At 33.5% G+C, this 11734-nt stretch carries 13 protein-coding genes and 1 pseudogene; 4 read left to right on the top strand and 10 right to left on the bottom strand.

Going from position 1 to position 11734, the window contains the following annotated elements:
* Window positions 1-67 precede the first annotated feature (67 nt).
* The gene (locus ABEB31_RS19630; protein WP_347053361.1) at window positions 68-1060 is read left to right on the top strand and encodes a helix-turn-helix domain-containing protein; all 993 of its coding nucleotides are present in this window, start codon (window positions 68-70) and stop codon (window positions 1058-1060) included.
* 463 nt (window positions 1061-1523) lie between these two features.
* Window positions 1524-2306 carry a polysaccharide lyase gene (locus tag ABEB31_RS19625; RefSeq protein ID WP_347053360.1) on the top strand — a complete coding sequence of 261 codons (783 nt, stop codon included), beginning with the start codon at window positions 1524-1526 and terminating at the stop codon, window positions 2304-2306.
* 697 nt (window positions 2307-3003) lie between these two features.
* On the opposite strand, the gene ABEB31_RS19620 is transcribed toward ABEB31_RS19625, so the two are convergent.
* Entirely contained in the window at window positions 3004-3318 is a 315-nt protein-coding gene (locus tag ABEB31_RS19620; protein WP_347053359.1) for a hypothetical protein, read from the bottom strand.
* 86 nt (window positions 3319-3404) lie between these two features.
* Here ABEB31_RS19620 and ABEB31_RS19615 point away from each other — a divergent pair, with 86 nt between their 5' ends.
* Both ABEB31_RS19615 and ABEB31_RS19610 read left to right on the top strand, forming a co-directional pair.
* The gene (locus tag ABEB31_RS19615; protein WP_347053358.1) at window positions 3405-3998 is read left to right on the top strand and encodes a TetR/AcrR family transcriptional regulator; all 594 of its coding nucleotides are present in this window, start codon (window positions 3405-3407) and stop codon (window positions 3996-3998) included.
* Between the two features lie 132 nt (window positions 3999-4130).
* Window positions 4131-4646: a GNAT family N-acetyltransferase gene (locus ABEB31_RS19610; RefSeq protein WP_347053357.1), complete on the top strand. Its 516-nt coding sequence runs from the start codon at window positions 4131-4133 to the stop codon at window positions 4644-4646.
* A 245-nt stretch (window positions 4647-4891) separates the two neighbouring features.
* On the opposite strand, the gene ABEB31_RS19605 is transcribed toward ABEB31_RS19610, so the two are convergent.
* The 9 genes and pseudogenes from ABEB31_RS19605 to ABEB31_RS19565 form a co-directional block, all read right to left on the bottom strand.
* Window positions 4892-5044 (bottom strand): hypothetical protein, encoded by a 153-nt coding sequence (locus ABEB31_RS19605; protein WP_347053356.1) that lies wholly within the window; start codon window positions 5042-5044, stop codon window positions 4892-4894.
* Between the two features lie 477 nt (window positions 5045-5521).
* The gene (locus ABEB31_RS19600) at window positions 5522-6046 is read right to left on the bottom strand and encodes a hypothetical protein (protein WP_347053355.1); all 525 of its coding nucleotides are present in this window, start codon (window positions 6044-6046) and stop codon (window positions 5522-5524) included.
* Window positions 6012-6857, bottom strand: a complete 846-nt coding sequence (locus ABEB31_RS19595; protein WP_347053354.1) for an RHS repeat domain-containing protein — start codon at window positions 6855-6857, stop codon at window positions 6012-6014. Before ABEB31_RS19595 ends, ABEB31_RS19600 begins: the two co-directional genes overlap by 35 nt.
* 70 nt (window positions 6858-6927) lie before the next feature.
* Window positions 6928-7587 carry an IS1 family transposase gene (locus tag ABEB31_RS19590; protein WP_347053353.1) on the bottom strand — a complete coding sequence of 220 codons (660 nt, stop codon included), beginning with the start codon at window positions 7585-7587 and terminating at the stop codon, window positions 6928-6930.
* 218 nt (window positions 7588-7805) lie between these two features.
* Window positions 7806-8441 (bottom strand): hypothetical protein, encoded by a 636-nt coding sequence (locus ABEB31_RS19585; protein ID WP_347053352.1) that lies wholly within the window; start codon window positions 8439-8441, stop codon window positions 7806-7808.
* Between the two features lie 6 nt (window positions 8442-8447).
* Window positions 8448-9290: pseudogene (locus tag ABEB31_RS19580) on the bottom strand (RHS repeat domain-containing protein); the annotation flags it as partial.
* 212 nt (window positions 9291-9502) lie between these two features.
* Window positions 9503-9817, bottom strand: a complete 315-nt coding sequence (locus tag ABEB31_RS19575) for a hypothetical protein (RefSeq protein WP_347053494.1) — start codon at window positions 9815-9817, stop codon at window positions 9503-9505.
* A gap of 34 nt (window positions 9818-9851) precedes the next feature.
* Window positions 9852-10355, bottom strand: a complete 504-nt coding sequence (locus ABEB31_RS19570) for a hypothetical protein (RefSeq protein ID WP_347053351.1) — start codon at window positions 10353-10355, stop codon at window positions 9852-9854.
* A partial coding sequence (locus tag ABEB31_RS19565) for an RHS repeat domain-containing protein (RefSeq protein WP_347053350.1) occupies window positions 10355-11734 on the bottom strand: 1380 nt, incomplete at its 5' end. The genes ABEB31_RS19570 and ABEB31_RS19565, both read right to left, overlap by 1 nt.

Genomic DNA, 11734 nt, shown 5'->3' with positions numbered 1-11734 from the left:
AGTATTTGATTACTAAGCGAAGTATTTATGAAAGTGGAAGTTTTAATTATGAATATAGAAGTTTAAAATGGCGTTTAAAATCGATTCAAATGACTTTGCAGATTTTCTTGAACCTAATCTTACAGCAGATAACAGGTCAGTAAAAATGGAATTGGAAGATCAGCAGGATATAAAATTCGTGACTCCTAAGGGCGATATTTTATATCACGAACAATCTATTTCCGAAAATTTATCCATTCTTCAGGGAAATTATCAATTTCGCGATGACGTTGCAATTTCTGGCAGCGGTGAATCTTCTTTATTAGAAATGCATTTTAATATCTCTGATCAGAAAATTGGTTATATACATCCACGTTCTGTTAAAGATTTTGTGGCGCCTATGTCTGGCAATATTACTTTTCTTTCCGTTCAGGACAATCATGCCCAAATTGATTTCAAAAAAGATATTCTGTACCATACTTTTGATGTTCATCTACCTTTGGAAGTGCTAAGCAAATATGAAGGGGAATCTAAAGTGATGGATCAGTTTCTGAATAATATTCAAAAAGGTACAAGTACTGCTTTATGCAGAGGAGAAATTAAAATTGGAGCGAAAATCTTTGGAGTTATAGAAGACATTAAAAATTGCATTTACAGCGGTCTGACCCGTAAAATTTATCTGGAATCAAAAATATACGAGCTTTTAGCTTTAAGTCACTATAGCTTAGATCAGAAAAAAGAAACGATAAAACTAAGTGTCAGCGATATTGAGAAAATAAAATTTGCTGCACAGCTGATTCGGGAAAATATTGATCGTCCGTTTACAATTGTAGAACTTGCAAGAAAAGTTGGTGTAAACCAGACTAAGCTAAAAGAAGGTTTTAAATCTATTTTTGGCGATACGGTTTTTGGTTATCTGCAAGAAATTAGAATGAGCAAAGCAAAATCTTATTTAACAGACACCTCGTTATCCATTCAGGAAATCAGTCATCTTTCCGGCTACCAAAATGTTTCTAATTTCAGCATCGCTTTCAAACGGATATTTGGTTATCCGCCGACGAAATTAAGAATATGTATCTAATACTACATTTTAAAATTATAACTTTTTATTTATTACCACCTCAATATCAAATAATTATAAATTCGTATAATTATTTATTAATCTTGCGGCAACGAACTAATTAACAGTAACAACCTTCACAGAATAATTGTTGTCACAACGATTTTTCTACCAGATACTCCATTTTCTGTGTAACCCGATATTAAGCCGCTGGCAAGACCTCATCTTTCTTTAAATAAAAGCAAAATAATTCTCCCCTGTACAATTCTGTACGTAAAAACGGACTTTAAAACTCCTTCCTTGTCTCATTAATTCCCAATTTTACATTATGAGCCGGCCGGCTAAGAGCATAATGATAATTGGCAATAAGTAACTGTGATTAAATCAGTCTTCATAACCGGAAGAACTAGTTACTACTAATGCATTATGTTTTATTACTTGTTTACTAACTATTTTTTATTTACTAACCTTTATTTTTTAGACTATGAAAAAAATATTAAAATTGACCAGCCTGCTGTTTCTTACGGCATTATTAAGTGTTTCCTGTGAAAAAGAACAGGAGCCAGAAGTTCCTCAAGCCACTTCAGAAGAACTCAAACCCGGAGAAACTGATCTCCAGAACGAAAACGCTATACAAGAAGCAAGCACCGCAAAAGCTGCTGCTGCTGCCCGTACTATCACACTGCAGACCAACACACTTTCTTGCCCGGGAGGTCTTTGTACTTCCTATGGCGTATGGTCTACAGGCGTTTACACCGTTTGGTTTACCATGAAATTTAATTCGGGATTTTACTGGAGCAGAGGCGGCAAATGTGGCTATGGTATATTGATTGGCGACCAGAATACCGGCGGCGACCCGGGCTGGGACGGTAATGGCGGAAGTGCCCGATTTATGTGGTACTGCCCAAATGGCTCCAATACTTCGAAAGGAAGCGGTGCTTATCTTCAGCCTTATGTTTACTATAAAGATCAGCCGGGACAATATGGTAATGACTTCGGAAAAAAATATTACATTCAGGAAGGGGTTACCTATAATTGCCAGATTTCGGTAAAGCTAAATACCGGTTCTAATACAGATGGTTACGTAAAATATTATGTAAATGGCACGGAGATATTGAACCAGAAAATACGTTGGGTCACAAACGATTCCAAACGTAATGTAAACGCTGTTAGTCTGCATACTTTCCGTGGCGGAAGTCAGGAATACTGGAAAGCTCCTGTTACCAGTTCTATTTATTATCCAAGTGCCTCCTGGGATGCACTTTAGAACTTTTTGAAAATTTGTAGTGATAAACAATTGAGCCTGAGAATCTTGAATTCTCAGGCTTTTTTTATTTACTTAAAACTAAATTGTACATGATTTTTTCCCTACAAATCTCCATTTAAAATGATCAAAATGCTTCCATATTCTGCCTGTACTGAAAGTTTTGAATATGCACAATAATAAATCTATATATAACCTAATCTTTGTAGTATATAGTAAAATACACCGCCAAAAAAATAAAGTATCACATCACAAACATCTGCAGTATATCTAAGATTTACGCCTGGCAGATACAACTCAAAATATAGTGAATAATAAAGCGCTGTAAAAAATATATACCAAAGTGAAAATTTAAAAAATGGTTCTTTTTTAAGATATCTAAAAAGCAATGTTGTATAAGCCAGAACAAGAGGAATACATAAAAAGTCGTTGACATAATTATTAATCCAGTCCGGCAAATTTACCTCTAAACGCTGCAGAACATATATAAGTAATGCTATTGACGATAAAAACCAAAGTATATTTCTTTTTATGATGCGCTTCAAAGTCGAATTACTAAAGCAGATCGAATGTGGGACGACAATAGATTTTAATGAAAACCGATATTTTATATATAATTTTATCATACTAAAAACCTAACATTAACCCTAATGACTTTATGAGATTATGTTTCTATTTTTTTTATAATCTATAAAAGAAGTTAACCCGCTGCAACGGCGACAACAAATGCAATTAATGCACCAATAACCATAGCCAGAAATGTCCATACCCATTGTACGGTAGAAGCCCAGAAACGGATTATCGAATTGGGATGTTCAAGGGCAGATTTAAAAATACGGTCAAACCCAGTCTCTTTTTCAGGTCGCAGGTTCTGGAGTTTTTCCTGTCTCTTCTCCTCCTCTTCGATTCTTCGTTTGAGAACTATATTTATAATAGTTCCACAATTTTGACAATAATCCAGATTATAATTTACTGTACCACAACTTAAACATTTAATGTATGAATGCTCTCCCATAAATTGATTATAAAGATAATTAGCTCATCTGAGCTAATGCAAATATAAAAAATATTATTAACTTTGCTCACCTGAGCTAAATATAGATGAAAGATAAAATAATTAAGACTTCCGTTGCCTTGTTTAACGAATTCGGTGTCAGCAAAACCAGCTTCAGAAATATAGCGGCATCTCTAGCTGTAAGTGATGGTCATGTCCGGTATTATTTTAAGACTAAAGAATTGTTACTTCTCTCAATCTTCGAGCAGATGAACACTGAAATACTTCATTTAGCTGAGCATTCTCCAATTAATCAAAGCGACATCAAGAGTGTTCTGAAAGAAAATTTGAAGCATTCCTTTCTGATCATGATCCGATATAGTTTCTTTTTTACCGAAGCGCCGACTACTTTTAACCAGTTTCCGCAAATAGCACTTTATTATAAAAAATTAGTCAGAGATCGAAAAAACCTATTTCTCACATTATTTAAAACATTAATAAAGGAAGGATTTTTTATAAAAACATTTTCTGATGAGTTACAGGAATATGCTTTTTACAGCATTTTTATAATTTCTGATTCCTGGATACGCCACTATATGATAACTAACAATAAGCTGCCCGATCTGGAGGCAATAGAATTCCACAGCAGTTTGGCATTTAGTATTTTGGAACCTTATATCAAAGAGCATCCTAATGAATAATTATTTGACTGTAAGGGCATTTTATTAGTCTGCTCTTAATGATAAAACCCAAATTATCTGCGAGACATTTTATACTTCTTTTCTATTTATATTTAATGCGTTCATTTAATAATTACATTTAGCAAAAAAATAATGGTCGAAACAGCCCGTTTAATTATCAAGCCTCTCAATTACGAGCAGTTATTAAAATATTTACGTGTAGATAATTCCCTGGAACAGGAATTTGATCTTCATGATTCTGCCAGGTCCCTATCGCCTTCTCTTAAGGAAGCATTTGAACAATCCTTTCTGCCAAACGTTGCTGATCAGACAAAAAATTATCTGTTTTTTACATTGTGGACAGTTATCGATAAAGAAGAAAGGAGAATGGTCGCCGATTTATGCTTCACGGGTGAGCCAAACAGTGAGGGCGAGATTGAAATTGGATACGGAACTTATGAAAACCAACGAGGCAAAGGTTATATTTCTGAGGCTGTTGGAGGTATGGTCGAATGGACTAAAAGTCAGCAGGGAATAAAGGCCATTATTGCGTCGACTGAAAAAACAAATATTGCGTCGTATAAAGTGCTTCAAAAAAATAACTTCATTAGAACTGATGAAAATGAACTTTTATACCATTGGAAATTACTGTTGGACAGAAATGGTTGATTCCCCCGCTACCCTAAGTGTTCTTCAAACTTTTATTCACTGATTTATCGCCGCAAATGTCTTCTTAATACCGCTCTCTTCAAATAGTCTTGACTATAAACGATTCATTTTTTATTTTAAAAAATATTAGATTTAATTTGTTTTTAAAAGACGAAAAAGGAAAAAGTCGGGAGACTTTTAGAAAGCATCGTATTTTAACAACTATAAAAAAATGCGCAAAGTCACAGACATTTGCGAAGCTTTTCTTAAGGAACTCTTTGCGGAGCAGGGAACATTCTTTTTCCGCTTCGTAGGTCTGTTTCAGCAAATAGGTCTTCATTCTTTCTGTAGAATCTGTAGATAGTGCTTTTGCTTGCTTTGGTGCTTATAATAAATTTCTTTAAATCTTCATATTTCATTTCTTAGTTGGTTAGTATCTCGTTATTGGTTAAATGCAGGAACTCCATACAAGGGAGTTAGTCAAGCATCTTTACAATAAATACTCACGAATCTGGAAAAGTGTAGCTTTTTGGCACTTTTTTTTCAAAAATATTTTTTTGCTGGCTAAATCAGTGTTCCAAAATGAGACACTGGTCTGGGAAGATTCAAAACTTATAGAATTTTTGATTGAAACATCGATGGGTATCATTTGAATTTAGTATACATGTGTGGTCACGGGGAGGTAACTTCAATCTTAAAATATAGGTCTTTGATATCAAAACAGCCGATACAGGGAGGAAGGATGTTCTGAGCGTTATTTTTCAAATCAACTGAGATTCCCTAGCAAATGCAGGATAACTTGGATTCTATTTTAACAGTTTGGTACATTTTAAAGTACTATAAAAGCAAAAGCCACTCCGTTAGAAATGGCTTTATGACAATTTATTATTTTTATTTTATGTTATTATCTCACAGATGTAAATTTTCTTATTACTAATATCTAAAACACAAATATCGATGGCATAAATATTTCCATCACTTTCTTTGAAATAATATGATACATAATTACTATTTGAATTTAGTACATTTTTTAGCTTTATTAATTCTTCTTTAATCGACTTATCATTAATGTTATAATTAAATAAAAGTTCTAGCACATTTTTGTTTACTAAAGGCGTTTTTTGCCATTTAGAGATTTTCCAATCAGTACGCAAATCATAGGATATAGGATAGCTATCTTTGTTTACAAATAAACTATCACTATCTTTTTTATCATAAGTTATTACTTCCATGCTAAAACCTTCTCCCTGAGGATTAATTGAATCCTCAGAATTAAATATTTTCTTTTTAATTTCAACATTTAATCCCATAGTTTTATTGAAGTAATCTTGATTTGCTGTATTCGAACATCCAACTAAAACTAAACAAACTAAACTAAACAAAATATTATTTTTTTGTTTTTTCAACTTTTCCTTTTCCATAATTATATATTTTATATCCAGTTCCATCTCCCGCAAATATCGCACTTGCTTTTGTTCCGATGTTTCTTAATTCTCTTTTTAAAGTTCCGTCTGATTTTTTCTGCTCAAAATCATATGTATCTAAAAAACCTCCTTTTCCTCCAACTGTAACAGTTCCATTGCTATCTTCTAAAGTAAGCTTAATAGTTCCATAAACAGCTCCTGTTTCCTGATTTGTAGTTAAAAAGAAATTCTTATATTGAGAAGAACCAACAGATTCAAAATCTCCAGTTTCTACAGGTGCTAAGTTAATCTTACCTGCATCTACAAAAAGAGGTTCACCACCACCTTTACGAAACCATTCATTCGCTTCTTTTAATGTCAATTTCCCATCATAATCTGGTCTGTCTTTTAATTTAGAAAAGTGATTAAAAGCTTTATTAGTTGCTTTATCATCTTTAAATCCTTCTTGTCCCAAATTTTTACTTTCAGCATCTTCTTTTGACATTCCTTGTTTGAAGTCTTCCTTTTTCATAACTACAGCTTCTCCTTTTAGTCCATTTTCATCAGTTCCTAAAAAATTACCGCTTGGGTCATATATAGGAGACATTGCTTCCATTCCATCAGGGTCAACAAAAACTATAGGATTATTATAAGCATAATTATATGGAGTCCATCTTCTGGAGTTTTCAGCCTTTGGGTCGATATTCAACCAACGTCCAAGTGCACGGTGATAATTCCTTGCGCCATAGTCATACATGTTCAGCCCCAGCTCGTCCTGCAATTCTTTTCTGTTGTACTTATACTTATAGGGTTTTGCGACTATTTTCACAAGTATTTAACTATTAAATAACAAAAATTTAAGAACATAATTTTAGAGCATAAACTTACTGTTTTATTGCTCAAATCCAAAAGTAAATCTTCAAAACAGCTGTAAAAATCACTAAACTTTTGCTGAAGCAGATTGTACGTCTGTTGAGTCTTTTCAGATGAGTTCTGAGTGTCAAATTTTTCCTTTCGATATGATTTGTCCCGAAACGTTTTACCGAATGCATTTCCTCATCAATCAGATAACTGTAGTTTTTAAGTCTGTCTGTAAATATCTTTTTTGCTTCTGCTAATTTCAGAGTTTCCAAAACACGGTTCAGCGTTTTATTGGTTCGTTTCCCAACATTAAAACTTACAACAGTTTTTGATTTTCTTTCTAGAGAATACACCAGCCAGATATAATTTTTCTTGTATCTGATATAAGTACAAAGCTCATCGACTTCATAAGTTTTGCCTTTGCTGATAATTGGCTTGGTAATATTCCGGGCGATAAAGACGATTCTTTTTAATAATGTTGTCGTTGATATTTTCAGTATTCTTGCGGTGCTTCTTATTCCTAGTCCTTCTTTTGTGAACAACACTATCTCCTGATTGATATCCCTTTTGTAGGCGTTGTAGCTATAGTCAATCTCCTGTCTTCTTTGACAAACACAACATTTATAACGCTGATTTCCGTTAGATTGAAATCCATTTTTTATGCATTTACCATTGCAAAAATTACACTTTATTTTCATGACCTAATTTGAAACACTAAGTTAAAACAAAAGCATTTTAAGGCTTTTAAAAAGTCCAAAAATAGAAGAGACGACCAGTTGGTCGTCTCTTTTTATAGTCAATAATTAATAGTTTATATTCTTTTTCAGTTCGTTACGCTGTTATTTTGTAAAAACACCTAATCTGTAACATTACCGCTTTTATCAGTTCAGAAATAATATTTCTATTCCTTGAGATATTATTGAGGGACTACAGTATCTAGAACCTTAATGATGTTTAAATATTCTTCCAAATAAAATCCGTCATAATCTTCTGTGTAATATTTCAAATATTTTTCTTTGAAATATTCATAATCAGGATTATTAACAAGCTTAGCTAGTATTATTCCAAGGTTGCCTTCATATTTTATTCCAGAAAAAATACTGTTTCCTTCTTTTACATTTATTGCTTTCTCAATTTCATTGATACTTTTATATTTTTCAAAAAATGGTATTGCGACTTCCTCAAAAAGTCTAAGTATGCCATTGAAACAAGTCTCTACATCTTGAGATTTTATTAAATCAAAACGATATTCATTTCCATCATTGATGTAATTTTCAACCGTTATTCCAATTGTAGGTGTGGTTTTATGATATTTAGGTTCAAAATATGAAGCTTTATGATAAATATTTTCAACATTGTCTATTCTAATAAGCATTCCCAAATTTATTTCCCAATCATCACCTCTCTCTAAAAAAATAAGTTGAAACTTAAACCAACCGTCTTTATTTTTATGGATAAACTCATCGGTACTTTTTTTGAGTTTGTAATTGTATTGTGATAATACACCCTCTAATTTAGAAAGTAATTTTTCTTTTATTTCATAATTTCTCATATCTCTTTACTTAGGTCTTATAATATCTACTTTTGTTGGTGGTATTTTAGTTCCCGCTGGGTAACCGTGAGCGGCTCCTTTATTTCCAACTACAGTACCGCCATGTGCTTCAATCGCAGGATAACCAACCTTTTGATTCTTTGTATTACCCGCAGTTTTTGATGATTTCGCATCTGTAAGCTTGATTTTGCCATCTTTTTTACTCATGTTATCCAATCGGACATTTGGTGTTGTTCCACCTTTTCCATCATTCGGACTTACGGTAATTTGTTCTCCAACATTTTCATGACCTTCTTCTTTCAGTTGTTTTGTCACTTCTTTTTCCCATTTTTTACCTTTTTCTGCGTTTTCTTTTATTTTTGATTTACCTTTTGTAGCATTTGAAAGTCTATTAAGTGCAGAAGCACCTCTTGCAATAGGAATGGTTGATAATATCATCGCTCCTTTTGCTTCTTTTGCCTCTGACATTTTTCGTGAATCACCAGCATGGTCTTTCGTGGGTGCCATAGCAGGCTCGGAAGCAAAGAGTAACATGGCAAGTGGAATAAATGGACAAATAGGGCATCTCCCATCTGGGTCAGCAAAACTTACTGGATTATCATAACCATATCCATAAGGGTTTAGATTATCTGGATTATAAATCCCTCCGCCAGTATCTATTTTCGTAATTATTGCTTCTAAAACTTCATCGTCGTCGTCTTCATCAACTTGGCTATCATCAAAATTAAACTTCAAATCGTTTAATAATGGGTCAGGATTAATCCATCTTCCAATTGCAGGGTCATAATTTCTCCAACCATAATCATAAAGTCCAAGTCCCAACTCGTCTTGGAACTCTTTTCCATTGTATTTATACTTATAAGGATTTACAAAATTTCCTTAATGGTAATTAGTAGGGTTTGCCTTTATTAGTCTAATTCAAAGAACTTACTTTCTGTCAACGAAAATAGAAGTAATCTTACGAAATTCCTAACTAATGAACATAAAAAAAACCTATCAAATCAATGATAGGTTTTAGATTTGGTTGCTAAATAAACAACCGATGTATTAAAATATTAAAGCTAAATTGGAAAGAATTTATTGATTAGCTCACGCTGTTGAAGACTATCTGCTTTGAAATACTTCTCAGTAGTGCCAGGCCACTTATGTCCCGCAAGCTCCTGAACATGCTCCAGAGTCAGTTTCTTTTCATTGAGCCAATTGCAGATAACACTCATTCGGATGGTCTTTGGGTTGAGGTTCTTATCTGGGAACAACGGCTTTAACGGCTCAATCATGGCATGGATGCTATTGACTGTTATGGGTTTTCCTAGCTTTGTAATGATTAGCTTATCAGTTGTACTTCTAAGCATTTTGGGTCTAAGCCACTCCGTAATGAAGTGGCTTTTTTTGTTTATACTCGCTATTATGCTATTCGAAATGCGGATGCACGAAATTATACTTTCCAGTTGTCATCCTATCTACAATATCTTGTGGAATTACTACAACCCCAATTTCTGCTTTTTGATATTCAATGGTTAATTTTCCAATCTTGGTAAAGTCTTTATCATTAATTTTCCATACATACCAATCATCTGAAACTTTTACAGGAGCACCGCCTACCATTTTACCGTAGTCGTTGGTACCTCTAAAAAAGACTTCCACTTTTCCATTGAAAGGTATATTACCTACTTTTTCCCAAAGTTTCATTTTTAAACCAAACTTGGTTACACAATGCGCATAAAATTCTACATCACCACTAATTATCTCTTCTAATGTAGGTTTTTCATTAATTGAAAACTCCTTTGTAAAAGCTCTTATTACATCACTATTTAATTGTGTTAAGTCATTAGCTATATACTGAAAATATTTCTCAGTATTATCACCAACTTTTACTGAGAATACATCTCCTATTTTTGTGTTTGTTTTTATCATTATTTTACTCCTTTTGCGCTCCATTTACTTGGAGCTATTGAATTCCTTAAATTTACTAACTGTCCTCCATTTTTTTGCATCTTATATTGATTAATTAAAGTCTGCTCCAACACTTTTGCTTGTTCTTTGGTAAGATTTGTTGCTCCTTCAATAACACTGTACCTTAATGAAGCTCTTTTCCCCATAGAACTTAGATGCTCTGCAAATCGAATTAATGGATTTCTAGAGGTAATTCCAACATACCTGACTATCCCCGCTGAATCAACTCCTTGATATACAGAAAACGCACCTGTACTAGCTGTGACTGCTCTACCATACCCTCCATACATATTGTATCCTCCACTTCCATAGTCAAGCATAATATCCATGTGAGAACTATTAATTCCTCTTGCCCAATGGTCAAGCCAAGATTCCCCTTCATGATATAGAGGATAATCTCTATACTCTCTGTATTCTTCCAAAGGACTCTGACCTTTACTATTTACATTAGGATTTCGTATTAAACCAAATAGTGCTGTTTTTTCTTGGGCAGCAACTGGCTTTCCTGCTTGACCTTCACTTTTCTTCGCCTCTTTTTTCTTTTTAGGTGCTGATGAAGTTACAACTACCTCTTTTAATTCACCATCTTGTCTAGTCCACTGTCCATTATTGTAAATATAAGTACCACCACCAGTTGAATTATAGACTTGTCCATTTTTAGCTCCTGACGGACATGAAGGGCATAATCCTGTTGGGTCATTAAAATATATTGGATTATTTAATGAAAAATTAAATGGACTTTCTTCAGGGAATAATTCAGCAAGTACATCAATAGAATTAAATCTTCCTAAAGCACTATCATATTGACGATAGTCCATCGCTGTCATGTTAAGCTGTAGCTCATCTTGGAATTCCTGTCCGTTGTACTTATACTTATTTACACTAGCCAGATAATCATTATATCCCTTATGTTTTAATCCAAAAGGATAATAATTATTCTCTTCAATAATCTCAAGAACTTGTGTTGTCGGGTTTTTAGCATAACTCACACGAACGTTTCCTAAATGATCTTTATACTGGTAAACATAAGAAAGCACTCCTGCAGTATTTTTCACATACCCTTCTTCGGTAGGGAAAAATTCCAAGACATTGTCTTTGTACTGATAACCCGCTAAATAACTAGTGGTAGTGGTTACTGTACCTTCGGTAACTATTTTTTCTAGCTTTTGCCCCGCCGCGCTGTAAATATAATCAATACTGCCAGTGGTTCCAAATGTAATTTTCTTTGGCAGGTTTAGATGATTATAAGCGATCTCGGTAATGTTTTTGTTTTTATCGGTGATCAGATTACCAAAATCATCATAACTATAATCATCATCGGTTTTATTGGCATCATTGAA

The sequence above is a fragment of the Flavobacterium olei genome, from assembly GCF_039749035.1.
GTDB lineage: Bacteria > Bacteroidota > Bacteroidia > Flavobacteriales > Flavobacteriaceae > Flavobacterium > Flavobacterium olei.
The sequence above is the reverse complement of the archived record's forward strand: the minus strand, read 5'-3'. Positions and strand labels throughout refer to the sequence as shown.

What these genes read in the sequence shown, in the direction of transcription:
- ABEB31_RS19605 (WP_347053356.1), bottom strand. Translation starts at nt 5,044, where the DNA reads ATGAAATATGAAGATTTAAAGAAATTTATTATAAGCACCAAAGCAAGC.
- ABEB31_RS19585 (WP_347053352.1), bottom strand. Translation starts at nt 8,441, where the DNA reads ATGAGAAATTATGAAATAAAAGAAAAATTACTTTCTAAATTAGAGGGT.
- ABEB31_RS19630 (WP_347053361.1), top strand. Translation starts at nt 68, where the DNA reads ATGGCGTTTAAAATCGATTCAAATGACTTTGCAGATTTTCTTGAACCT.
- ABEB31_RS19610 (WP_347053357.1), top strand. Translation starts at nt 4,131, where the DNA reads ATGGTCGAAACAGCCCGTTTAATTATCAAGCCTCTCAATTACGAGCAG.
- ABEB31_RS19600 (WP_347053355.1), bottom strand. Translation starts at nt 6,046, where the DNA reads ATGGAAAAGGAAAAGTTGAAAAAACAAAAAAATAATATTTTGTTTAGT.
- ABEB31_RS19625 (WP_347053360.1), top strand. Translation starts at nt 1,524, where the DNA reads ATGAAAAAAATATTAAAATTGACCAGCCTGCTGTTTCTTACGGCATTA.
- ABEB31_RS19590 (WP_347053353.1), bottom strand. Translation starts at nt 7,587, where the DNA reads ATGAAAATAAAGTGTAATTTTTGCAATGGTAAATGCATAAAAAATGGA.
- ABEB31_RS19620 (WP_347053359.1), bottom strand. Translation starts at nt 3,318, where the DNA reads ATGGGAGAGCATTCATACATTAAATGTTTAAGTTGTGGTACAGTAAAT.
- ABEB31_RS19615 (WP_347053358.1), top strand. Translation starts at nt 3,405, where the DNA reads ATGAAAGATAAAATAATTAAGACTTCCGTTGCCTTGTTTAACGAATTC.
- ABEB31_RS19570 (WP_347053351.1), bottom strand. Translation starts at nt 10,355, where the DNA reads ATGATAAAAACAAACACAAAAATAGGAGATGTATTCTCAGTAAAAGTT.